The 24,341-nt window shown below is 43.4% G+C and carries 23 protein-coding genes; 11 read left to right on the forward strand and 12 right to left on the reverse strand.

The genetic code is table 11. The features are described 5' to 3' along the window. Window positions 1-118: 118 nt before the first annotated feature. Window positions 119-1,006: a putative porin gene (locus J1N51_RS11675; protein ID WP_208831442.1), complete on the forward strand. Its 888-nt coding sequence runs from the start codon at window positions 119-121 to the stop codon at window positions 1,004-1,006. A gap of 21 nt (window positions 1,007-1,027) precedes the next feature. Here the strand turns inward: J1N51_RS11675 and prmA are convergent, their stop codons facing one another. Then, complete coding sequence (gene prmA / locus J1N51_RS11680) at window positions 1,028-1,918, reverse strand: 50S ribosomal protein L11 methyltransferase (protein ID WP_208831443.1); 891 nt, start codon at window positions 1,916-1,918, stop codon at window positions 1,028-1,030. A 136-nt stretch (window positions 1,919-2,054) separates the two neighbouring features. Between prmA and J1N51_RS11685 the strand changes: the two genes are divergently transcribed. Both J1N51_RS11685 and J1N51_RS11690 read left to right on the forward strand, forming a co-directional pair. After that, the gene (locus J1N51_RS11685; RefSeq protein ID WP_208831444.1) at window positions 2,055-2,909 is read left to right on the forward strand and encodes a 23S rRNA (adenine(2030)-N(6))-methyltransferase RlmJ; all 855 of its coding nucleotides are present in this window, start codon (window positions 2,055-2,057) and stop codon (window positions 2,907-2,909) included. 48 nt (window positions 2,910-2,957) lie between these two features. Beyond that, window positions 2,958-3,833, forward strand: a complete 876-nt coding sequence (locus tag J1N51_RS11690) for a class I SAM-dependent methyltransferase (protein ID WP_232842796.1) — start codon at window positions 2,958-2,960, stop codon at window positions 3,831-3,833. A 64-nt stretch (window positions 3,834-3,897) separates the two neighbouring features. Here J1N51_RS11690 and J1N51_RS11695 read toward each other — a convergent pair whose 3' ends face one another. Beyond that, the gene (locus J1N51_RS11695) at window positions 3,898-4,197 is read right to left on the reverse strand and encodes a DUF6482 family protein (protein WP_208831445.1); all 300 of its coding nucleotides are present in this window, start codon (window positions 4,195-4,197) and stop codon (window positions 3,898-3,900) included. A gap of 173 nt (window positions 4,198-4,370) precedes the next feature. On the opposite strand from J1N51_RS11695, the gene purD reads away from it, so the two are divergent. Then, window positions 4,371-5,651, forward strand: coding sequence for a phosphoribosylamine--glycine ligase (gene purD, locus J1N51_RS11700; protein WP_208831446.1), 1,281 nt, complete (start codon window positions 4,371-4,373; stop codon window positions 5,649-5,651). Between the two features lie 84 nt (window positions 5,652-5,735). Here the strand turns inward: purD and J1N51_RS11705 are convergent, their stop codons facing one another. The 3 genes from J1N51_RS11705 to J1N51_RS11715 are packed head-to-tail and all read right to left on the reverse strand — an operon-like array spanning window position 5,736 to window position 7,887. Then, window positions 5,736-6,491, reverse strand: coding sequence for a DUF481 domain-containing protein (locus J1N51_RS11705; RefSeq protein ID WP_208831447.1), 756 nt, complete (start codon window positions 6,489-6,491; stop codon window positions 5,736-5,738). A 16-nt stretch (window positions 6,492-6,507) separates the two neighbouring features. After that, complete coding sequence (locus tag J1N51_RS11710) at window positions 6,508-6,921, reverse strand: MAPEG family protein (protein WP_208831448.1); 414 nt, start codon at window positions 6,919-6,921, stop codon at window positions 6,508-6,510. Between the two features lie 24 nt (window positions 6,922-6,945). After that, window positions 6,946-7,887 (reverse strand): TolB family protein, encoded by a 942-nt coding sequence (locus tag J1N51_RS11715; RefSeq protein WP_208831449.1) that lies wholly within the window; start codon window positions 7,885-7,887, stop codon window positions 6,946-6,948. Window positions 7,888-7,993: 106 nt separating this feature from the next. Here J1N51_RS11715 and J1N51_RS11720 point away from each other — a divergent pair, with 106 nt between their 5' ends. The 6 genes from J1N51_RS11720 to J1N51_RS11745 all read left to right on the forward strand — a co-directional run bounded on the left by J1N51_RS11720 (window position 7,994) and on the right by J1N51_RS11745 (window position 14,886). Continuing rightward, window positions 7,994-8,896 carry a phosphoribulokinase gene (locus tag J1N51_RS11720; protein ID WP_208831450.1) on the forward strand — a complete coding sequence of 301 codons (903 nt, stop codon included), beginning with the start codon at window positions 7,994-7,996 and terminating at the stop codon, window positions 8,894-8,896. A gap of 265 nt (window positions 8,897-9,161) precedes the next feature. After that, complete coding sequence (gene glnA, locus J1N51_RS11725; RefSeq protein WP_208831451.1) at window positions 9,162-10,568, forward strand: glutamate--ammonia ligase; 1,407 nt, start codon at window positions 9,162-9,164, stop codon at window positions 10,566-10,568. A gap of 114 nt (window positions 10,569-10,682) precedes the next feature. After that, window positions 10,683-11,204, forward strand: coding sequence for a DUF4124 domain-containing protein (locus J1N51_RS11730; RefSeq protein ID WP_208831452.1), 522 nt, complete (start codon window positions 10,683-10,685; stop codon window positions 11,202-11,204). 83 nt (window positions 11,205-11,287) lie between these two features. Then, on the forward strand, window positions 11,288-12,382 hold the full coding sequence (gene glnL, locus J1N51_RS11735; RefSeq protein WP_208831453.1) for a nitrogen regulation protein NR(II): 1,095 nt from the start codon (window positions 11,288-11,290) through the stop codon (window positions 12,380-12,382). Between the two features lie 8 nt (window positions 12,383-12,390). Then, complete coding sequence (ntrC, locus tag J1N51_RS11740) at window positions 12,391-13,806, forward strand: nitrogen regulation protein NR(I) (RefSeq protein ID WP_208831454.1); 1,416 nt, start codon at window positions 12,391-12,393, stop codon at window positions 13,804-13,806. Window positions 13,807-13,926: 120 nt separating this feature from the next. Then, a complete protein-coding gene (locus tag J1N51_RS11745) occupies window positions 13,927-14,886 on the forward strand; it encodes a hypothetical protein (RefSeq protein ID WP_208831455.1) in 960 nt (319 codons plus the stop codon). Here J1N51_RS11745 and J1N51_RS11750 read toward each other — a convergent pair. The 7 genes from J1N51_RS11750 to hutC all read right to left on the reverse strand — a co-directional run bounded on the left by J1N51_RS11750 (window position 14,854) and on the right by hutC (window position 22,962). Beyond that, the gene (locus J1N51_RS11750) at window positions 14,854-15,870 is read right to left on the reverse strand and encodes a hypothetical protein (protein WP_208831456.1); all 1,017 of its coding nucleotides are present in this window, start codon (window positions 15,868-15,870) and stop codon (window positions 14,854-14,856) included. The two genes, J1N51_RS11745 and J1N51_RS11750, sit on opposite strands and share 33 nt — an antisense overlap. 29 nt (window positions 15,871-15,899) lie before the next feature. Beyond that, on the reverse strand, window positions 15,900-17,039 hold the full coding sequence (locus J1N51_RS11755) for a hypothetical protein (protein WP_208831457.1): 1,140 nt from the start codon (window positions 17,037-17,039) through the stop codon (window positions 15,900-15,902). A gap of 9 nt (window positions 17,040-17,048) precedes the next feature. Continuing rightward, window positions 17,049-17,801: a hypothetical protein gene (locus tag J1N51_RS11760; protein WP_208831458.1), complete on the reverse strand. Its 753-nt coding sequence runs from the start codon at window positions 17,799-17,801 to the stop codon at window positions 17,049-17,051. 4 nt (window positions 17,802-17,805) lie between these two features. Then, entirely contained in the window at window positions 17,806-18,735 is a 930-nt protein-coding gene (locus tag J1N51_RS11765) for an LPP20 family lipoprotein (RefSeq protein ID WP_208831459.1), read from the reverse strand. A 193-nt stretch (window positions 18,736-18,928) separates the two neighbouring features. After that, window positions 18,929-20,446: a histidine ammonia-lyase gene (gene hutH, locus J1N51_RS11770; protein ID WP_208831460.1), complete on the reverse strand. Its 1,518-nt coding sequence runs from the start codon at window positions 20,444-20,446 to the stop codon at window positions 18,929-18,931. Window positions 20,447-20,465: 19 nt separating this feature from the next. Further along, a complete protein-coding gene (hutU, locus tag J1N51_RS11775) occupies window positions 20,466-22,172 on the reverse strand; it encodes a urocanate hydratase (protein WP_208831461.1) in 1,707 nt (568 codons plus the stop codon). An 85-nt stretch (window positions 22,173-22,257) separates the two neighbouring features. Beyond that, window positions 22,258-22,962 carry a histidine utilization repressor gene (gene hutC / locus J1N51_RS11780; RefSeq protein ID WP_208831462.1) on the reverse strand — a complete coding sequence of 235 codons (705 nt, stop codon included), beginning with the start codon at window positions 22,960-22,962 and terminating at the stop codon, window positions 22,258-22,260. A 115-nt stretch (window positions 22,963-23,077) separates the two neighbouring features. On the opposite strand from hutC, the gene hutI reads away from it, so the two are divergent. Continuing rightward, complete coding sequence (gene hutI, locus J1N51_RS11785) at window positions 23,078-24,322, forward strand: imidazolonepropionase (protein ID WP_208831463.1); 1,245 nt, start codon at window positions 23,078-23,080, stop codon at window positions 24,320-24,322. Window positions 24,323-24,341: the final 19 nt, after the last annotated feature.

Raw genomic sequence — 24,341 nt, forward strand, 5'->3', positions numbered from 1 at the left:
TAACAGAATCAATGGACTTTGCTTGTTATAACTATTTCATCGGAGATCATATAACGAGATTAGAGATGTTTTTCTCCCTGTGACATCACGTCTTTGTTTTAGTAAAAAGGAAGTTTATATGCGTTTATCAATGCTATTTTTAATGCTTGCCTCTGTATCAGCAACGGCCAACGAATATCAATCAATTACTCATCTTAGCCACACCGATTTGGACGAAGAACTAGGTGGCGGAAAGTCAACCAGCTTGCAAACGGTTTATTATTTTGACAAGAAAAAAACACTTGGGCCGCTAAACGAGTTCGCATTTATTAATACAGTTAACAATGTAAGTGCTGGATTTGATGATTTTGAGCACGGCACCAGTTTTAATGTTGGCGGAGAAGTGTTTTTTGATCAATGGCGAGTAGCCGGGTCTTATACAAACAGCGAGGCCGACTTTTCTGATGGCTCGAATACGATGGTTTCGATTGGTTATTTCTTTCAACCGAATCTATTGATCGGCTTAGAACACTCTCGCTCGGAATATAGCTACGATGGCTATCGAATTGATGACGTATTTTTCCCTGGTGGCTCTGACTCTGAAAGCACAACGTACTTAACGCTAAAATACGAACATGACCTCAATGGCAATGATTATATTGGCGTAATGGTGGAAGCCGAGAGCGATTTTGACCAAGTATTTGCATCGACCAAGTACTTTAGTCACTTGGGAGACGAGCAGTATTTATCAGTCGGGGTGTCGATTAGCGACCACAAAGATTTTAAGCCTTTTGTTGCACTCGATGGCACCTATTATTTCAATCAACGTACATCGTTGCATGCCCAAGTTGCTCAGGATACAGACAGTGACTTAACCAGTACCTCAATTGGCGGCAAGTTGTTTATAAATGACAACTGGGCGGTGGCAGCAGGTTACAGAAGTAATGAAGTTGAGCGATTTGACGGTTCTCAAGTGTATGTCAAAAACGCAAATGCCGTTACATTAAATGTAACGGCACAGTACTAAAGTAATTTAAATAGGGTTTGATTAACCTTGCGCTCTTATCGCGCCGTTAATACGAACCCACTCATCTTGTTGTTGAGGTGGCGCTAAATCAGCAAGTGGTTGATAAGCGTCACTTACATCTTCAGCTTGCTCAGCTAAGATACCCGACAACGCCAATAGTGTGCCCTCGTGGCCGTAACCACAGATGATCTCTTTAAGCTCTTTGAGAGGACCCGCTAAGATGTTGGCGACGATAACATCGGTATCAAACTGCGGAGCATCTTCTGGTAAATACAGCTCAATTTGATCCGCTACACCATTGCGTTCTGCGTTTTCTAAACTCGCAGTAATTGCCTTAGGATCAATATCAATACCAATGGCTCTCTTAGCTCCTAACTTAAGTGCTGCAATGGCTAAAATGCCACTTCCACAACCAAAGTCCAACACAGTTTTATCACTTAAGTCCATGCCCTCAAGCCATTCTAAACACAAAGCTGTCGTAGCGTGTGTGCCTGTGCCAAATGCTAGACCAGGATCTAAGATGACATTGCACGCCTCTGGGTCTGGAATTTCTCGCCAGCTTGGACAAATCCACAATCGCTCACCAAATTTAATTGGGTGAAAGTTATCCATCCACTCGCGTTCCCAGTCTTTGTCTTCTACTTGCTCTACTTTGTGAGCAAAACCTTCACCAATAAGCGGATGGGCAGCCATTTGAGACACAACAAAGTTAAGATCTTCAGCGGCATCAAACAAAGCGACACAAGTGCAATGATCCCAATATTTTACATCGCCCGGAAAAAGCTCAAATATCGCTTGTTGGTCGTCACCAGCGGTAAAAGTGACGGATTGCGAACCGACTTCCATTAGAAAATCACTGATTTCATCTACGTGTTCTTTAGCAACTGCAAAGCGAATTTGTACCCAAGCCATATTTCTCTCATTTCAAATTGGTGTGGCGAAAAGCGTAATTTTAGTGGATTTCGGTCGGTTTAGGAATCGCACATCAGGTAAAAGCTGTTAAAATCACAGTTTATTGTTCAAATCATCTTCATTAATAAGGCTTTTCATGCTGAGTTATCGTCATGGCTTTCACGCTGGTAATCACGCCGACGTATTAAAACACGCTGTTTATTTGTACGTGCTTAAATATATGGCCAAAAAATCTAAACCATTTTCTATCATCGATACTCATGCCGGGGCGGGTGCTTATTCGTTAGATAATGACTTTAGTCAAAAAAACAAAGAATTTGAGACCGGAATAGGGCCGCTTTGGGCACTACCGTCGACAGAGCTGCCCGAGCCTGTGCGTGACTATGTGGATGCGGTAAGGCGATTTAATGCGGAGTCAGACGCAGTAGACCTATCGGTTTATCCTGGTTCGCCGTGGTTTGCACTGGATCAGGTACCACTTGAAGGCAAAGCGTTTTTTCATGAATTACATCCTGCTGACTTTGAGTTGCTGCGAAATTTTGTTCGGACTAATCGCTACCGAAAAGTGATTAAAGGTGATGGTTTTAAAGAGTCTGTCGGTTTATTTCCGCCGCCGAGTAAACGTGGCGTGGCCATCATAGACCCACCTTATGAGCTAAAAGAAGACTACCAACGTGTGGTTGATTATGTGTCAGAAATGCACAAACGGTTTAATTCGGGTGTGTACATGATCTGGTATCCGGTAGTTGAACGTACACGCATTGACGAAATCGAAACACAACTTAAACGGTCTGGTATTCGTAACGTCCAAGTATTAGAACTTAACGTAAAAGCCGACACAGAAGAGAAAGGCATGACAGGTAGCGGTATGATAGTTATTAATCCTCCGTATACTTTGCTGGAAGACTTTAAATCGGTGATGCCGTTTTTAACAGATTTACTGGGTCAAAAAGGTGCGTTTTGGCGTGCCGAACAGTTGGTTGAAGAGTAACCAACTATTCACTACACTGACTGAGTACCTCAATTTAAGGAAGAGATAATGTTATTAAAATCAACAACAAAAAAGTTAGCGCTGGTGGCATTGGCAGGTCTAGCAACCGCATGTACTGGCAGTTACGTAAAAGATAATAAAACGTTTTCTGAAGATGGTGAGGTACTTGTTTCTGCCTCAAAAGAATCGGTAACAAAAGCCGTAATGAATCCAGCTCGAGGTGATGCGGCAATGCGCGATATGTACCGCAATCCACAGCAAACTCTAGAATTTTTTGGTATTCGCCCTGATATGACAGTGGTAGAAATCCTTCCTGGTGGTGGTTGGTATACCTCTATCCTCAATCCAATCGTGAAAGACCAAGGTAAGTTTTATGCTGCTCACTTCCATATGTATGACGGTGCGCCAGGGTATTACCAACGTTCGTTAGAAAGCTTTAAAAACAAAGTCGAAACCAACGAATTGTACCAAGGCTTAGAGATCACCGAATTTCATCATACTAAAGCACATAACATTGCGCCTGCAGGAACAGCCGATATGGTGTTAACTTTCCGCAATGTTCATAACTGGTATATGGCCGACGGTGATGAAGGTGTCGAACAAGCGTTTGTCGCCTTTGCAAAGGCATTAAAACCAGGCGGCGTATTAGGTGTTGTCGAACATCGCTTGCCAGAAAATCGTGATCAAGCCGAAAACAAACGCTCTGGCTATATGAAAGAGTCGTACGTAATAGCTGCGGCAGAAAAAGCTGGCTTTAAATTACAAGCCAAATCAGACATTAACGCCAACCCGAAAGACACTGCGGATCATCCTCGTGGAGTTTGGACTTTGCCACCTCGTTTAGCCCTTGGTGACCAAGACAAAGCGAAATATGCGGCTATCGGTGAGAGCGACCGTATGACGTTAAAGTTTGTTAAACAATAAACGTTCAGATTAATATGAAAAAAGCTGACATATCGTCAGCTTTTTTTATGCCTTTTAACCAAACTCAGTGGTTAAAATTAATCTCAACTTTTAACTCGTTATCACCTTTGTCGGCGGCTCCACACATTTCGTCGTAGGCAGACTGATGGACCAAAAACGCGGATTTAACTCGACATTCATTAAGCGCCTCTTTCACTTGCGTTACGTTTTTAAACTTTACAATGTTGTCATTGTCGTCAAAGACGTAGCCCTTATGGTCGTTGTAATCTACTTCTAAAAGGTAATCGCCCATCTCAAATGAGTGGATGTTTAGCTCGGGAATTTCAATATCATTAAAGTTGAGATGAGATAATCTGTGTTTCATATTTGTCGCTCCCATAAGGTGGAATGTTCAAGGCAATTAGGTTGTTTGCATTGATGTTATAGTTATTACGCCAACAAAATTATAATAGTTTAAAAATTGGACAATAAAATTGTAAATGGCCGTGTTATACTGCCGCGCAATTTTTTAACGACCTCTAATTAGTGGAAATTACGATGAAAATCTTAGTGATCGGCGGTGGCGGTCGCGAACACGCACTAGCGTGGAAAGCGGCTCAAAATGAGATGGTTCAAACTGTATTTGTGGCTCCTGGCAATGCCGGAACCAGTACAGAACACAAATTGCAAAACGTTGAAATTGGCGCTGAAGACGTGGCTGGTTTGTTAGCTTTTGCCAAACAAGAGCACATAGATTTGACGATTGTCGGCCCTGAAGCACCATTGGTTTTGGGTGTAGTTGATGCGTTTGAAGACGCCGGATTGAAAGTATTTGGTCCTTCACAAGCAGCTGCACAATTAGAGGGTTCGAAGGCGTTTACGAAAGACTTTTTAGCTCGTCATCAAATTCCGACCGCGGCTTATCAAAATTTCACTGAAATTGAGCCAGCTATTGCCTATGTACGTGAGCAGGGCGCACCTATCGTAATTAAGGCCGATGGCTTAGCCGCAGGTAAAGGCGTTATCGTAGCCATGACTTTGGAAGAAGCGGAAGACGCTATCAAAGATATGCTTGCAGGCAATGCGTTTGGTGAAGCTGGCTCTCGTGTCGTTGTTGAAGAATTTTTGACCGGTGAAGAAGCGAGTTTTATCGTGATGGTTGACGGCAAAAACGTATTGCCTATGGCAACGAGTCAAGATCACAAGCGCGCTTACAACGGTGACCAAGGTCCAAATACGGGCGGCATGGGTGCGTACTCTCCTGCACCGGTAGTGACAGCAGAAATTCATCAGCGCATCATGAACGAAGTGATTTACCCAACAGTTGAGGGCATGGCCAAAGAAGGTCATCCATACACTGGGTTTTTATATGCTGGCTTGATGATTGCCGAAGACGGTACTCCTAAAGTCATCGAATACAATTGTCGATTTGGTGATCCAGAAACTCAACCTATCATGATGCGTATGAAGTCGGACTTAGTGGACTTGTGCTTTGCTGCTTTAGCGAAAAGCTTAGACACAGCAACCATCGAGTTTGATCCGCGTCCAGCCGTTGGTGTGGTATTGGCAGCAGGCGGCTACCCAGGTAGTTACAATAAAGGTGACGAAATCACTGGTATCCCAGAGGCGACAAGCGCAAGTAAGACGTTCCACGCAGGGACAAAAATGATTGATGGTGTGGTAACCACTAATGGTGGGCGAGTACTGTGTGCCACAGCGATGGGAGATTCAGTCACCGCGGCTCAACAAGAGGCTTACAAGCTTGTTGAACAAATAAAGTGGCAAGGTGTGGAATATCGTACCGACATCGCTTACAGAGCAATTGCTCGCGAGTCGTAAAACGCCAAAAGCCATAACAAAACAAAAAAAAGCTTGGTGCAGAAACACCAAGCTTTTTTATATCAGGGTTGTTTAACGAGTTAGTTAGAACTCGTAAGTAAATCCAGCTGAGTAGCTGACATCTGTCTCTTCCACATCTAAAACTGGACGGCTGTCGTGTTCAACCAATAAGCCGAATTTAAGTGATAGTTTGTCAGTGAGTTTCGACTTTACTGATAGGCGGTTATAAGCACGCCAATCAGAGAACTCAGTTACGTCTGGTTGGTAATATAAAGTATTTGAAAACTCGGCATTTTCAGACAATGGTAAGGTCGCAACCCAATACAAACTAAAGCGAGTTTGTTGAAAATCAAGTTCTTGGCCATTAACTGAGTATTCTTCCCACTCTTCAAATACACCGATACCTAGGGTGTTTTTGGCCGAAATTTCCTTGCGGTAAGCGGCACCGACTAAGTTTCTGGATTCGAGTGATTTAAAATCATCTGTATTACTTTGGGCAAATACTTCAACGGCTGTATCCGCTTTAAAATAGTAATTATAACGACCGTGTAAAAATGAGCTGTCGGCACTTTTTACGTCGTTGCTTTTTGCGTATTCGCGACTAGCCATCACAAAGCCAAAGTGTTTGCCACTGCGCTCAGAGTGATAGATGCCGAATTCGAAGTCTTCTTTATCTGAGTTACCGCTTTTTCCTGCTAAATCAATAGATAAAGCAGTAAAGCTTGGTTTATCTTGTGAGCGTTGACGCAATGATTCAGTTTCGTCGATGGCACTTGCTGGTGCGCTGATTAAAAGAGTTGGAAAAAGTGTTGCGGTTAAAAGAGAGCGTGAATACTTCATAACTTCCTTCAGATTATTAAGAGGGCAGGCAATTTACCATCATTGTGAATGCGCATGCAATGCCTAGTAACCAAGAAAGAGAGCGGAGTTTATCCCAATCAAGCCAATAAAAAATGACATAAAGTGTTCTAAAACACATAAAAGCCAAGGCAAGAATAGCCATGTGTCTGGAGACGTTGTCTGTCGCTATGAGGAGAAGGACTGCAGGAGCGTAAATAATAAGAGCCTCAAAGCTGTTTTCATGCGCGGCTAAACACCGTGCACCAAATCCAGTTAACTGTCTTTGTTGTTCTCTAGGCTGCTTGTTGTCATACCCAGGGCGGAATTTTGTACCCTGTTTGTGCATGGCATAAGCAAGTGGAACCTTGGCAAGATATGGCAAAAATGCCGCATAAATCAGACTGTAAATGATAATTTGTGCATCACTCATGACCATATCCTCTATGTTTGTTCGTTATTGTGGCTCGTTACAAACCACTGCGATTTTTGTTTTTGGTTTGTTTACTGCAATTCGAGTTATACCATTTACGCAAAATGGACTTAGATCGGCAAATGGACGCCAGCTCGCCTTACTATTGAGTGGCCAAGTGACGAGGCTATTTTGATCGGCAGTAATCACTTGAGTTTGGTCAAACAAGGTGTAGTACTGACTGCCATTTGGCAGCGCTATTTGAGGTTGTTTGGTACCATCTTTAACTGAAAAACTCCACAGCATCTGACGGCCATCCTGTTCTTTTGAGTAGGTAAATAAATCCAGCTCATCAGAATAACGAATACTCGGACCAATGTTGTTGTCAAGAGTCGTCGCTTGTTTGTCTTTTTTGTCATCGACCAATTGCAAGGTCATTGGCTCGCCCAATATAAACATGGCTATCTCACCTTTTTCTCCCCAAGCGTGATATCCCACTGGTTTGATATGACGGTTCAATAATGATTGTTGGCCGGTCGATTTATTCACGTACCAAAGTCGTTGCGTGCCATCTCGTTCTACTTTGATGACGGATAACAAGTTTGGATCAGATGTTTCGGTCGGTGAATATTCGCTTGTTTCGATGGTTTTTGTGATATTGGTTTGGCTTTGGTCGTCAAAGCTGTAATAAATAACGTCAGTTTGTTGAAGGCCAAAAACCGTAGACATTTCGGTGTAGAATAGTCCTTTGCCGTCACGACTAAAATGCGGTTGATTATCGTAGCCGGGGCGCGCGGTAATATTTTTGGCGGAGTCTGTAACTAATTGGCCTTGCGTATTGATATCAAAAAGCCAAATGTCGGAATTGGCTAAAGCCTGGCTTGTCAGGCCCATTCCTAAAGCAAATAATCCAAGACGAGTCGCACGTTTTAACAGTGTTGTAGAGGTTCGAGTGAGTTTGACGACGTTCGAATTCATTACCTGCATTTTTGTTTCCTTTTTAGTAATTTAGCGCTCTGCAAAAAGTCCAAAACTTGACGGTTAGCGTTATTCACTTTATAACAAACTCTCAATAAAACTAAAGATAATTTCTATGTCGGTTAAACATCCAATTATTGCGGTCACCGGTTCGTCGGGTGCAGGTACAACAACAACTACAAATGCCATTACCCACATTTTTAGAAATTTGGAAGTGGATGCAGCACTTATCGAAGGGGATAGTTTTCATCGCTATGCCCGTGCTGAGATGGATGTTGAGATCAGAAAAGCTCAAGAGCAAGGCAAACACATTTCTTACTTTGGCTCGGAAGCTAACGATTTTGGGGCGTTAGAAAAGCTTTTTAAAAGCTACTCAGAAACCGGTACTGGAAACGTCCGTAAGTACCTCCACTCATTTGATGAGGCGGTTCCTTATAACCAAATGCCAGGCACATTTACGCCTTGGCAGGAGTTACGCCCTAATACGGATTGCTTGTTTTATGAGGGGTTGCACGGCGGTGCAGTAACGGAAGAACACAATGTTGCACAACACGTTGATTTACTTATCGGCATGGTGCCTATCGTCAACTTAGAGTGGATCCAAAAAATCATTCGCGATACCAATCAGCGTGGTCATTCCAGAGAAGCTGTCATGAGCTCAATCGTCCGCAGTATGGATGATTACATTAACCACATTACTCCGCAGTTTTCACGAACCCATATCAACTTTCAGCGAGTGCCGACAGTAGATACTTCTAACCCGTTTAGCGCTAAAGATATTCCAACTTTGGATGAAAGCTTTGTTGTTATTCGTTTTCGCGATAACGAACGAGTTGATTTTCCGTTTTTGCTGCAAATGATCGACGGCTCATTTATGTCACGAGTTAATACCATAGTCGTACCTGGCGGAAAAATGGGATTAGCACTTGAGCTAATCATGACGCCGCTAATAGAAAACTTAATCAACAAGCGCCGCAAGTTAATTGGTCAGCTCGATTGGATTGACGACAAAAAATAATCTGACAAGCGGCGATCTCTTACTACACTAAACACTGTTTTGCATTATGAACCATTTTGGACTGATTTAATTAAGTTTTGGATCATTATGGTGCGACCTTGCACCATTTTGGTGCTTTACGTGTTTCTGTGAAAATTTTATTTTTCATAACCTTTTGTAAATAAAAGCTTTTTATAATTGGCACACATTTGGCTCTATTGCACACAAACCAAGGCCAACGGACAAGATTGGTACAACAAAGACAAATATTCATCTGGAGAAAAGCATGTCTCAAGCAGTGTTAGACCTAATTAAAGAAAACGAAGTTAAGTTTATTGACCTACGTTTCACGGATACAAAAGGTAAAGAACAGCACGTTACAATTCCTGCACATCAAGTCGACGAAGACTTCTTCGAAGATGGCAAGATGTTTGACGGTTCTTCAATTGCAGGTTGGAAAGGCATTAACGAATCTGACATGGTTTTGATGCCAGATGCAGAGTCAGTTGTACTAGACCCATTCACAGAAGAAACAACATTAAACGTTCGTTGTGACATCGTAGAGCCTTCTACAATGCAAGGTTACGAGCGTGACCCACGCTCTGTTGCACGTCGTGCCGAAGAGTACATGCGTGCTGAAGGCATTGCAGATGAAGTATTTGTTGGTCCAGAGCCAGAGTTCTTCGTATTTGACGATGTTAAGTTTAAAACTGACATGAGCGGCTCTATGTACAAGCTAGACGCAGCTGAGTCAGCTTGGAACTCAGACAAGCATTATGAAGACGGTAACACGGGTCACCGTCCATCGGTTAAAGGCGGTTACTTCCCAGTACCACCAGTTGACTCTTCACACGACTGGCGCTCGGCAACGTGTTTAGTTATGGAAGAGATGGGCTTAACTATCGAAGCACATCACCACGAAGTAGCAACAGCTGGCCAAAACGAGATTGCAGCACTTTATAACACGTTAGTTAAAAAAGCCGACGAAGTTCAAATCTACAAGTATGTTGTTCATAACATGGCTCACGCATACGGCAAAACAGCGACGTTCATGCCTAAGCCAGTAGTTGGTGACAACGGTTCTGGTATGCACGTTCACCAATCTCTACAAAAGAACGGTGAAAACTTATTTGCTGGTGACAAGTACGGTGGTCTTTCTGAAACTGCGCTTTACTACATCGGTGGTATCATTAAGCACGCGAAAGCAATTAACGCATTTACTAACGCTTCTACTAACTCATACAAGCGTTTGGTACCAGGCTTTGAAGCGCCAGTTATGCTAGCTTACTCAGCGCGTAACCGTTCTGCATCAATCCGTATCCCAGTGGTTCCTTCACCAAAAGCTCGTCGTATCGAAGTGCGTTTCCCTGACCCAACAGCGAACCCATACTTAGCGTTTACAGCGATGTTGATGGCTGGTCTTGACGGTATCAAGAACAAGATCCACCCTGGCGATGCTATGGACAAAGACTTATATGACCTACCTGCTGAAGAAGCAGCGGCAATTCCTCAAGTTGCATCTTCTTTAGAAGAAGCATTGAACTGCCTTGACGAAGACCGTGGTTTCTTAACTGCTGGTGGCGTTATGACAGACGACATGATTGACGCGTACATCTCTCTTAAGCGTCAAGAAGTTGAAAAGCTTAACATGACAACTCACCCAGTTGAGTTCGAAATGTACTACAGCATCTAAGCATTTATTAATGTTTGATAATGAGCCCGCTCTTGAGCGGGCTTTTTTTTCTGGTGTAATTTACTAAAATTGGTTAAATTGACACCTATCAACAATGAGAGTGATTGAGAGAACATGAGGAAGTTCGTATTGTTGCTGCTGGTTGGTCTATTGATTACTCCTTTAGCCGACGCAACGAAGAAAAAAATTTACGTATGGCGAAACGCCGATGGGGTATTGGTATTTTCTGATTCTCCACAGCCTGACGTAAAATCAGACACAGTGGATGTGAGTTCGACGCCGAATATCGTCAAGTCGGTCGATACTGCTATTCTCGAAAACAAATCCGGTCCTGCTCAGGAAGAGAAGCTCAAAGTTGAAATTTTAAAACCCGCCCAAGAAGAAACAATCAGAGACAACAGTGGCTCTGTTTATATTTCTGGTGCAATCAAACCCTCTTTTAAACGTGGCCTAAGCGTCGTTCTGAAACTGGATGACAAAAAAGTCAAAGGCCCACAAAAATCTGCCGTTTTTATCCTTCGCAACGTCGATCGCGGTGAACACAAAGTGCAATTAGAAGTCTGGAACAGTTCAGGCAAGGTTATTGCAGTAAGTGACCCAGTGACCTTTTTTCTTCATCGCGGCTCAGTTAATTAACCATTTTGGTGCGAATTCTTTGAGCCAATAGCGATTTTGGCTTACACTTATTTTTATTTGCACCATTTTGGTGCGAGGGTGAGATGACAAAGAATTCAGTGCCGACATCCGTCAGTGAACAAATATTAGAACAGCTGAGTCTTGCTGTGATCTTGATCGATCAGCAAGGTAAAGTGATGTTTGCCAACCAGCATGCGGTCATGTTGTTTGGTCTTGGCCGTAAAAAGCTCATCGAACAAAACCTGTTAGACTGTCCGGTCCATCATACGTTCCCTATTCATTTACTTGAGCAACTTTGGGAAACCGAACAACCTTTTTCAGATCACAATGTTGAATGGGTCTTTATTGATGGGCGTCACGTCATAACCGAGGTTAACGCAGATTTAGCTATGCTGAATCAAGAGGCTGTATGTTTGTTGCAACTTCGAACAAACGACAGCTTACGTAAGCTCAATCAAGAAAACACCCAGAAGCACCATATTAGTGCATCCCGTCATTTGATCCGTGGTTTAGCTCATGAAATCAAAAATCCATTAGGTGGGATCCGTGGCGCGGCACAGCTTTTATCGCGGTCGTTACCAAGTGAGGATCTAAAAGAATACACCCAAATGATCATCGAGCAGTCGGATCGGCTGCGCGATTTAGTTGATCGTTTATTAGGTCCTAATACGCCGCCAAAACGGGTTGCGACCAATATTCACAGTGTATTAGAACGAATTTACAACTTAGTGCGAGTTGAAGCGCCTGAGCAAATGTTGTTTGAGCGCGACTACGACCCCAGTTTGCCCGCGACGGTATTAGATCCAAACCAGATTGAGCAAGCAATTTTAAATGTCGTTCAAAATGGAGTTCAAGCTCTGCGAGACTTCCAGCCAAGTGACGCCAACTTTAGCCCTAAGCTAACGATTCAAACTCGCTATGTCGGGGCTAAAGTCTTGCATGGGGTCAGATTTAAAAAAGTACTCAAGGTGTCGATTATCGACAATGGTCCAGGGGTTAGTGAAGAACTAAAAGGTACTTTGTTTTATCCAATGATAACTAATAAGTCCGATGGAAACGGCCTCGGCTTATCAATATCACAAACCTTGATTGATCAGCACCAAGGCCAAATTGAGCTAGAGAGTTGGCCAGGTCAAACGGAATTCACTATTTATTTGCCGGTAATAGAGGCGCAGTAGGAAGAGTTATGAATAGAGTATGGGTGGTTGATGATGATAACTCAATTCGTTGGGTTCTCGAAAAAGCCTTACAAGCTGATGGTTTTGACGTTGAGTCGTTTGCGTCTGCTGACTTGATTTTACAGCGATTAGAATACGAACAGCCGGAAGCGATCGTTTCAGATATACGTATGCCAAACATGGATGGGATGGAGTTGCTCTCGGAAATTCAACGAGAATATCCAGACCTTCCAGTTATCATCATGACCGCACATTCGGACTTAGATTCAGCGGTAAACGCTTTTCAACAAGGGGCGTTTGAGTATTTACCCAAGCCCTTTGATATTGACGATGCAGTCAATTTGGCAAAACGTGCAGTGGAACACGGTAAAAAGCGTTCTGCGAAGAAGGCGCCCAAAGTCGAAGAATCGGTATCTGAGATCATTGGTGAAGCACCTGCGATGCAGGAAGTATTTAGAGCGATTGGTCGTTTATCTCGCTCTAGTGTGAGTGTTTTGATCAATGGTCAATCAGGTACAGGTAAAGAGCTAGTCGCTCATGCGTTACACAAACATAGCCCAAGGGCACAAGAACTATTTGTAGCACTTAACATGGCAGCAATTCCAAAAGACCTAATCGAGTCTGAATTGTTTGGTCATGAAAAAGGAGCCTTTACTGGTGCTGCAGCGACCAAAAAGGGCCGCTTTGAACAGGCTGATGGCGGTACCTTGTTTTTGGATGAAATTGGCGACATGCCCCTTGACGTGCAAACTCGGTTGTTGCGAGTGTTAGCGGATGGTCAGTTTTATCGAGTTGGTGGTCACGAACCGATTTCTGTTGATGTTAGGATTGTCGCGGCGACCCATCAAAACCTTGAAAAACTGGTTGCCGAAAATAAGTTTAGGGAAGATTTGTTTCACCGTCTTAACGTAATACGAATCCATATTCCGACTTTGAAAGAGCGTCAGCAGGATATTCCTAAACTGTGCCAGCACTTCTTAAATCAAGCAGCTAAAGAGCTCAGTGTTGAAGCTAAGACGATCAGCAAACCTGCTTTAGAATTTCTGCAAAATTACAGTTGGCCGGGCAACGTCCGTCAGTTAGAAAATACATGTCGTTGGCTTACTGTCATGGCCAGTGGCAAGGAAATTTTGTTGGATGACTTACCACCAGAGATGCTATCAGGAGAAAGTGAGCGCCTTGTTTCACCAATGAGCGCACAACCTGAATTAGGCGATTGGGTATCAATGTTTGAACAGTGGCTCAATAGCGAATTATCTGAAGGTAAGTCCGGTATTATCAAACAAGCACAAGCTGACTTCGAAACGGCGCTTATCCAAGTTGCATTGCGTCATTGCAATGGCCACAGACAACAAGCGGCAAAACGAATCGGCTGGGGAAGAAACACCATAAGTCGCAAAATCCAAGAGCTGAACCTAAAGTAGCTCAGCGCACCTTCACTGAACATCTCAAAGACCAGTTTTAGGTATAGCTTTATCAAAGGTCAGTAGTTTGCTCAAGATTCGCCTTCTATTCTTGGGTCTTTAACTACTGAGGACCTTGATATGACTTGCTTTAAAGCTCAAACATCATCGACGATGGCTAACCTAAACCAGTGGCTCAATCGGCATGCCCCAATCAATAAGTTTTGCCTAACTGGCTGTGCTCTTTTAACGTGCGGCAGCCTACAGGCTGAAATCATCGCTTATGACATGGCTAATTCGCTGGGTAGTTCACAGCATAATTTGAACTACCACCTTAACTTACACGCAGGCGCGTTCACGAGTGGCAGTGACGGCTTTGAGCGTTATACGTTTAACTCATCTAACTTAAATGAATTACCTGCAGGGCTTATAGACTTAACGGGCTATGGTCGTCTTGATGAGCAAGGATTACAAATACCAGACGGACATACTCTGTTTGGTGCAGTAGATTCCGTCAATCAAAATAACCCTAGTGGTTATGCTTCTGCGCTATGGGCATTTGATATAGGTTATGCAACCGATTTATCCATTTCGGCTAAGTTCGCGGCGATGGGGGATTTTGAGTCGAATGACACTTTTTCTCTAAAGTATTCTTATGATCAAGATACTTGGTTTAATGCTTTTGACTTTAAAGCGCAAACTCAATTGAGTCAGAATTATGTAATGACCAATGGCCACATTAAAACCCTAAATGATCCTATGAGTATCGAAGTTAACAATAATGGCATTGCGTACAACTTAAATAACATTTTTACTAAGTACCAAGCGGATTTAGAAGAGCAAGTATTAGGTCTGAGCCAAACTCTGTACGTTGAGTTTTCGGGTTATGCAGACGGTGGCACAGAAGCCATTGCGATGAGTGATTTGATCATCAATGGTCAGGTACTGACAGGCCCACCACCTGTTTTGCCTTTGCCAGTATCTCCAGGCCCGATTGTACCCACACCAGTAACCAACGTATCTGAGCCATCGACTTGGCTACTGTATGCCCTTCCGCTGTTGACCGTTTTAGTTCGAAGTCGTCAACAAGGACTGAGCTAGGGACATTAGCTCGAGGTGCACAGCAGTTGTTTTGATTATGGTTGCTTGATTGATATTGGTTATAGGCATATCAGCTGGATGGTTGGTGAATTGAGTTGCTACACCATCGTGACGGGCGGTCAGAGACAAGGCAATTTGGGTCAGTCCATCGTTGCCTTTAATTATGTCGAGTGAAGTGTCTATGTGCCAGTATGCTTGTTCGCGTCGAGTGGCTAGAGTAAAACCTTTGTCTGACAAATAAGCTGCTACTGCAGCAACTGAATCATTATTGCCCGTTAAGTAAACGACTTTTCTTTGTTGAAGAAGGGCAGACTGATATTCATTTAAGTCAAACGATAAGTAATGCTCATCATTATTACTGTAAATAGTTTTGATTGTTTGCTCGGCAATAACCGATTCAAATGGCAACCCCGCAGTACTTGTTAGCTGTCGCACTTGTTCAAAAAACGTATGTCGAGGGCCAAAAAAGAATAGCTCTGTTGTCGATTCATAAGGAATGAGATCATCGAGGTTATCAATAAAGGAGTCAGAACCTACGTCTTTTATTTCGGTATTAGCTAGAGTACAGGTTTCGTTACCTAGTTGATTAAACTCATGCTGATAATCCGCTTGCTTGAGTTTTAATTGCAGAGCAAATAAATGCTCATTGATTTGGTTTATTGGAACACCAAATTGGTCAATGAGAGTTTGTTCGTGAGCTTTAATATGCTCCTTTAAACCTTGACCAGTCACTTTTGGGGCCAACGTTTTTAACTTGGATTTGGCCCCTGAGCCTGGATAACAGATAAGAGCTTGGGTGATAAGAGTACGGCTGGCAGGATCAAAACTGTAATCGACCTTGCCTTTGGCGTTACTACTAAATGCCAGACAACAAAATGAAATTGAAGATAACACCAACGCTGCTATACGCGTGAATTTGGTTTGTGACTTACGCTCTTTCACCGCTGAATAACGACTGGTTTGAGTTATCTTATATTTTTTCATGTGCCGTACTTATATCTTTGCTGGTCTTGTTACAGACGGTTTTTAACATAATCAGCTGGAATACCAACGGATACTGCAAACACTCGTTTGTTCATTGGCGTACGATAGATTTCTCCGCGAGACGCTTTTTCAATTTTTTCTGCAACGTCGTTGTCTTTCCATTTTACTATTTGGGCAATACTACTAGAGCTTGAAGGTTTAACATTGGCAACGCCAATTGGTTTAACAAAGCCTTGTTCGTACTGGAATAAAATCATAGTTTCATTGTTTAAGATCCCGGCATTTCGGCCTCGGTCCAAGGTTGCTTGACCGTCTTTAAACGCCACGACTTGTGCACTCGCTGGCATCTCTTGCAATAACCTCGACAAAATCACATCAAATGATTTTGAAACCATAGAGTTAAACATTGCTTGGACGTTGTCTGAATTTGAATAATCAAAACCCGTGTAGTACTGACCGTTGACTTCGGTGTAGACCAATTCACGCTTGTCTTTTACATCCGTTGCTTTCACTCTTACTTTACCGATATTCGGATATGACAGCTTTTCTTTAGTGTAAGGGTCGATGACACTTGTTGTCATTTCTACATAGTATTGAGCAACACCGTTGTATTCTCCGTAAAAACGATCGGCAGATTTAATCGTGTCTATTTTGACTGCGTAGTCTGGACGCAAAATCTTATTGTTGCGTTTTAACTCTGCAACAGTACTGGCGTCTTGTTCAGCTAGTTGACGCTGTTGTTCTTCAGAAACCGTCGTATTGTCGTTTGTTACGATGCGAAATCTGTTTACACCAGCTAACTGTGATTCGAGTAACAGGCCTAATTTTTGATTGTTGAGGCGGGCCAATGCCGCTTTTTCTGATTCGCTGGCGTTTTGAGTTGTATTTTCACCAAAGTAGATTCGAATCGCCTTTTTATTTAATGGGCATGCTTCTTTATCAATTTCCATCTCAAAGTCACTGTCGCAATGTTGCAACCCTTGAGTGTCAAAATTAGCAGGAACCTGTATATCTTGATCTGTGAAATCCCAAGCGCCCTTGGCCACTTGCATATTAGACATTTTTGAACTTGGTTTTACGTTATTGGTTTGCTCAGCTGGGTACTGAATCTGTTTGCTGGCACAGCCTGCCAGAGCAATAGCAAGAGAGAGTGTTGCAAGTCTAATCATAATGGTTCCTCAAATCTGTTGGTCGATGATCTTTTGTATCTCTTTGGTGATATCAATCACCGCCTTTTCGTCATCAATGAATTCATTGGCGACGGCGCTCATGTGTAACCTTGCTTGTGCAAGTTTACTTTGTTTGTGCAGTTTCGCGGCGTTGAGTAGCATAGCGATCCCCTCAACACCGATGACTTCTTCAAAATTGTCTCTGAGGATAGCTGCCATTCTGACCCCCTGAAGTAGTAACTCAGCAGCAAGTCGGGTGTTCTCTGCATATATGCTCGCCGTCGCTATCTGATACTCTTTCATTTTTTTGACAATACTTTTGTGTTTTTTATCTGGGCTCAATGATTTCGTTAATTGAGCATCAAGCCGTTTGGCCTCGGCCAATAACTCGGCTGGAGACTTGTCTTTATTTGCATTGATAAAGGACATCACATCTTTGTGGTTATCCACTAACGTCTTGTAACGATCTAATAATTCATATTGGTTTTTAAAAATTTTTAAAATTGAATAATTTATCCCGTCAAAAAGCGGTGAGACACTATCAAACTCAAATCCAACGGCTTTCATATCTCGTTTTATCCGGCTTGCCCGCAGGTCTCGATCGAGTAACTTAGCCTGCTCTTTACTCAATAACTTTTTGTCATTGAAGGCAACATACGACTCACCATTTGCGCCCATGGTAGGTTGCATTGCACAGCCAGACAGTCCGAATAAAACAACGAACACTACAAATAAATATTGACTCAACCACCTAGCTTTCACTTAGTTAAAGGTCCTCTGTAAAGAGTGCGTCTATAAATGAGGCTTTGGCACTGGCTAGGGACATGGCGGCGGAGCGCTCGTATTTAGTAACTGTAATCGGTTTGGTCATGACTTTTTGTCCATTAAAAAACAGAACGCTTTGACCTGCTAATTTAGTCACCGTGAAAGGTTCAGCACGGAAACTTTGAACCGTTGGCCCAACAACTAATAGGGTCAATTCGTCATTTGCTTGTTCTGAAAACCCCATGCTATTGATTCGTTGTGTCAACGATTGGCCAATGCCTAATTGACGAATGTTATCGTTTGGGCTGATGACGACCTTCATTTTTGTGTCTGCAATAGCTTCTAAAAAGTCGCGCTTCAAATTATCTAATTTGGCTTGTTTGATTTTTCCAACCGGTTGATACATAGCCAATAAGTTTAGGTAGGCCTCGATTTTGGGTAACTCAGGCCAAATTTGTAGTCCACGGCTAATAATGGAAACTTTGTTATCAAATTCGTAGTCGAGTGCAGTTGTCAGTTTTTTATCAACTATGGCGTTGATTTGTTTAAAAAACCGAGCTTTATCAACCGCAACCTGCACATACGTAGCATTATTATGAGTGGTTGTGTTTAAGACAGTCGGATTGATAAATGAAAAGTGTTCTGAACGACTTGTTCCCGTTATATCGAAAGTTTGAAGAACCTCGCCATCAGCACGCTTTTGATTATTGGTGATGGTTTGAGCCTGAACATTAACTATTAGCCGGTTAGCTAAATTAGCCAATGCATCTTGCAAAGCTGATTCTTTACTTGTGCCAGAGCCTACGGTAATAAACTGGGATTGAGTATCTGAATTCGCCTCCGTCAACCATTTCGGAGAGGACGCACACGCGACTAAAACTAGCGCAACTATGGCTAACCCTAAAAGGTGACTGATGGAAAATGAACGCATGATTACTGCCCTGTATAACTCGTTAAGCTAAATTTAGAGAGTCCGATAGGCATAGTCAACGAAACCACAAGAATAGGGCCGTTATTTTACAATTTTTAACATTTAGCCAGTCACTGAAAAATAAAAATCAGAGGAGTGAAGGGCATACATTTGTTGGTTTTTGTTTGTATGCCCAATGTGTTAGAAGCTGGCTTTAGTGAAGTAGCTCTGCCAGTTGTCGTGCTTGTAATAGCTGCTTTGCGTGCTCGATGTCAGGCGCAAAGTAACGGTCTTCGTCATAAAAAGGTACGACGCTACGAAGACGACGCTTTCCTTCTTCGATAAGCTCTGAGGAACGGTTTGGTGCTCTAAAGTCTAAACCTTGGCATGCCGCTAGCCATTCGACGGCCAATATAGTAAACGTATTATCGGCCATATCTTGTAGTCGTCTAGCAGCAAACGTTGCCATTGAAACGTGATCTTCTTGGTTCGCACTAGTAGGTAAGCTATCTACCGATGCTGGATGAGCATAGGTTTTGTTTTCGGACGCTAAAGCGGCTGATGTGACTTGAGCAATCATAAACCCTGAGTTTACACCGCCATTTTCAACCAAGAAGGGTGGTAATTTACTTAAGTTAGAGTCGATTAACATTGCCATACGGCGCTCAGACAGCGCACCAATTTCTGAAATGGCTAATGCGATATTATCTGCGGCCATAGCGACTGGCTCAGCGTGGAAGTTACCTCCAGAGATAATATCTGCACCGTCATCGTGTAAAAATATCAACGGGTTATCCGTTACGCCATTTGCCTCAACTTGTAATACTTCACCAGCGTGACGCACCTGTTGTAAACAAGCGCCAAGAACTTGAGGCTGGCAACGCAAGGAGTACGGATCTTGAACTTTTTCACATTTAACGTGAGACTGGCCAATTTCAGACTGGGACGTAAGAACGTGTCTAAAGGCGCTAGCAATATCAATTTGGCCTTGCTGCCCACGCGCTAAATGAATTCGTTCGTCAAAAGGAGCTCTTGAGCCTAAGGCTGCTTCTACTGTGGTGGCTCCCACCATAATTGCCGAAGCAAGGAGGTCTTGTGCTAAGAAGTAGCCTTTTAATGCTAATGCCGTAGAAGTTTGAGTTCCATTGAGTAAGGCTAAGCCTTCTTTAGGGGCAAGTTCAATTGTTTTAATACCAGCTCGCTCTAAGCCAACGTTTGAATCCAAAACTTTTCCATCGATTCTAACTTTACCTTCACCAAGCAATGGTAACACTAGGTGTGCCAGTGGGGCTAAGTCACCTGATGCACCAACTGAACCTTTGGCTGGGACGCAAGGGTAAACTTCGGCATTAACTAATTTAATAAGTGCTTCAATGACAGATAAACGGATCCCCGAAAAGCCTCGAGCCAAAGAGTTTATTTTCAAAACCATCATTAAGCGGGTGACTTCGTCGCTAAGGTATTCACCTGTACCAGCGGCATGAGACAGTACAATCTTGCGTTGAAGTATTTGTAATTCTTGTTTAGAAATCCGGGTGTTGGCGAGTAAGCCAAATCCGGTATTGATACCGTAAACCACTCGATCTTCGTCGATGACTTGTTGGACCGCTTGCTGGCTTTTGTTGATGGTATCAATACAGCTAGGGTCAAGTGTAATACGGGTAGGCTGATCGTAAACTTGACGAAGTTGCTCTAAAGACAATTGACCTGGGTTTAAATGTAGCTCGTTCATTATTATTCCTTTTTTGCCTTTATTTACTGCTATTTGAGTCAGTTGTCTGAGCGTCAAAATCAATACTAGGTAAATTTAAGCCTTGTTCTTTGGCGCATTGCTTAGCGATGTCATAGCCAGCATCGGCGTGTCGCATGACGCCAGTTGCCGGGTCGTTCCATAACACATTGGCAAGGCGTTGTTCTGCAGCATCTGTACCGTCGGCAACAATCACCACACCTGAGTGTTGGCTGAAGCCCATACCTACACCACCACCGTGATGAAGTGATACCCAAGTAGCACCGCCAGCTGTATTGAGTAGTGCGTTAAGTAATGGCCAATCAGAAACGGCATCTGAGCCATCTAACATGGCTTCTGTTTCGCGGTTTGGACTTGCAACTGAGCCCGAATCTAAGTGGTCGCGGCCAATAACGACAGGCGCAGACAATTCTCCAGATTTCACCATATCGTTGAACGCTTTAGCGATACGAGCGCGGTCTTTTAATCCAATCCAGCAGATACGTGCTGGAAGCCCTTGGAATTGAATGCGTTCTTTAGCCATGTCCAACCAATTGTGTAGATGTGGATTGTCCGGAATAAGCTCTTTAACTTTTGCGTCTGTTTTGTAAATATCTTCTGGATCACCAGACAGCGCGACCCAACGGAAAGGACCGATTCCTTCACAAAATAGTGGGCGAACATAGGCCGGAACAAAGCCCGGAAAATCAAAGGCATTTTCGACACCTTCTTCGAGCGCCATTTGACGAATGTTGTTGCCATAGTCGGTCGTTGCGGCACCTCTTTCTTGCAGTGTTAACATTGCTTGGACTTGCAACGCCATAGACTGTTTAGCGGCTTTAACGACTGCAGCCTCGTCTTGTTCACGCATCGCTTTTGCGTGTTCCATGGTCCATCCTTTAGGAAGATAACCATTAAGTGGGTCGTGAGCAGAAGTTTGGTCTGTTACTACATCTGGTGTAACACCTCGGGCTACCAACTCTGGGAAGATATCAGCCGCGTTACCAAGTAGGCCAACTGAGATAGCTTCTTTATTTGCGACAGCTTGATTGATCATCTCTAGTGCTTCGTCGAGTGTCGTCGCTTTTTTGTCGACGTACCCCGTACGCAGGCGAAAATCGATGCGAGACTCATCACATTCAACCACTAACGCAGCATATCCAGCCATCGTCGCAGCAAGTGGTTGTGCACCACCCATACCGCCTAGGCCACCGGTTAACACCCAACGTCCTTTCGCATCGCCATTAAAGTGCTGTTTGGCCATCGCGACAAATGTTTCGTAAGTACCTTGGACTATGCCTTGAGAACCAATGTAAATCCACGAGCCCGCGGTCATTTGGCCGTACATCATTAGGCCCTTTTTATCGAGCTCGTTGAAGTGCTCCCAATTAGCCCAATGTGGTACCAGGTTTGAGTTTGCAATAAGAACTCGAGGTGCATTTGGATGCGTATTGAATACGCCAACGGGTTTACCCGACTGAACCAGCAGTGTTTGGTGATCTTCAAGTTGATCAAGTACTTCAACAATTTTGTCGAAACTCTTCCAATCCCTTGCCGCTCGGCCAATACCGCCGTAGACGACTAGATTTTGTGGGTGTTCAGCGACTTCATTGTCGAGGTTATTCATCAACATTCGCTTGGCCGCTTCAGTTAACCATGACTTAGCGGTTATCTTGCTGCCAGTGGGTGCTTTGATGTTTCGGGTTTCGTCAAAACGTGGATCGCTCATTGTTTTCTCTCTTAGTTATTCATTAAACCTGTTGAGGTTGTCACTAGGCTCACATTGTTTTTGTTAGAGTAGAGCCGAAATAAGGTTATTTTTTGAAGGTTAATTGACCGCCAAGACGGTAACTCGAACCTGGGTAAATAATTCGGGCAAAACAGACGACACCGGATTTACTCGATGTGCGTCGGATAAGTTGTAAGCAAGGCTCAGGGTTGTACATTTGGAGCCACTCACAGACCTGCTCACTTGGTGAAATTGCCTCAATGGTGTGGCGTGCTTCTGTCAGTGGCGCTACTTTCGATAAATATTCGTGTGGCGTAGTGGTTGCAAAGTCTTGTTGTAAGTATTCAGATGCTAAGTCAGGATTGATGAAACGCTCTTCGACTTGTACTGGCTTGTTATTGTCAAAGTGGACAATCACAGAACGAAATACTTCTGAGTCTATATCGACGTCTAGGGCAATAGCTATCGGAGCAATTGCTTGGATGGTTTCGAGTTCGAGTACCTGACTGTGATACTCGTGACCACGACCTTTAATCTCGTCGGCTATGTCTTTAATTTCGAACATCGAGCCCTGCCCCTTAAGGGAGGCGACATAAGTACCAGAACCTTTGGTACGAACCAAAATTCCCTGCGCAGACAACTCTTCAAGGGCACGACGCGCGGTCATTCGACTCACTTCAAACTGCTCTGCGAGCTTGTTTTCAGATGGGACTAAATCATTTTCTTGCCACTCACCGGATTCGATTGCGTTGAGAATAAAAGATTTAATTTGTTCAAATTTAGCGGCCATGCTGGTCTACCCTTAATTGAATTATGTGTAAAAAACTGCCACACTGAGAAAGCTGTATATACAACTTGTATAATTTAAAGTAATTGAAGTTAGCTAATTTAGTCAAGGTTGATGAATGAATAATTCTGCTCAAAATTGCCAAGCGTTTGATCTTGTGATCAAAAACGTTCAGTTGATTACCCTAGATAAAGAACACAACAAGGTGCCTTACGGTTTGTTGGAAGATGCGGCTATTGCTGTAACGGATGGTGTCATTCAATGGCTAGGAAAGTCGGCTGATCTTCCTGATCATCCCTGTAAAAATGTCGTAGACGGCGAAGGCCAGTTTTTGTCGCCAGGCTTGATAGACTGTCACACCCACTTAGTTTTTGCAGGAAGTCGAGCGGCTGAATTTGAGCAGCGCCTCAATGGTATGAGCTACAAAGAAATTGCCGAGCAAGGTGGTGGTATTCTCAGTACGGTCAAGGCAACTCGAGAAGCTAGCTTCCATGAACTGTTAAAACTTGCCGAACAAAGAGCCAAAACTCTGATGCGTGAGGGTGTGACTTGCATAGAGATCAAATCTGGTTATGGATTAAATACCGAAACAGAAATCAAAATGCTCGAGGTTGCCACTGCACTTGAACAGTCACTTCCAATAGATATTCGTCGTACCTTTTTGGGTGCCCACGCGGTTCCTCCTGAGTTTAAAGGTGACTCAGATGGTTACATAGATTACTTGATTAATGACACTTTACCTAAAGTCCATGAGTTAGGGTTAGCCGATGCAGTTGATGGCTTTTGTGAAAATATCGGTTTTAGTCGTGAGCAAATGGCGCGTTTGTTTGCTGAGGCAAAAAAAATTGGTTTGCCTGTAAAACTCCATGCTGAACAGCTCAGTGACAGTGGTGGCACGGCTTTGGTGGCCGATCTTGATGGCTTGTCAGCGGATCATTTAGAGTATTTATCCAAAAAAGATTGTAAAAGGCTATCCCATTCTGTAACCATTCCTGTATTATTACCAGGTGCCTTTCATACTTTGTCTGAAACACAGCTACCGCCGGTTGATTTATTGCGAGAATATAACGTTCCAATGGCAATTGGTAGTGACTACAACCCAGGGTCTTCGCCACTGTGCTCATTAAAGTTGATGATGAACATGGCGTGTACGCTCTTTAAACTAACTCCAGAAGAGGCACTACTAGGAGTTACAAAGCATGCGGCCATGGCACTAGGGTTGGACAAAGTTGGTGAGTTAAAAGTGGGGTATCAAGCCAACTTCTGTCTATGGGATATTCAACATCCGGCGGAACTTAGCTATACATATGGGGTTAACCCTTTGACCCGGTTATGGATTCGAGGTCAAACCTGCTTTTTGTAACTTACCAAATACATCGTCG

The organism is Psychrosphaera ytuae (assembly GCF_017638545.1).
Taxonomy (GTDB): Bacteria; Pseudomonadota; Gammaproteobacteria; order Enterobacterales; family Alteromonadaceae; genus Psychrosphaera; species Psychrosphaera ytuae.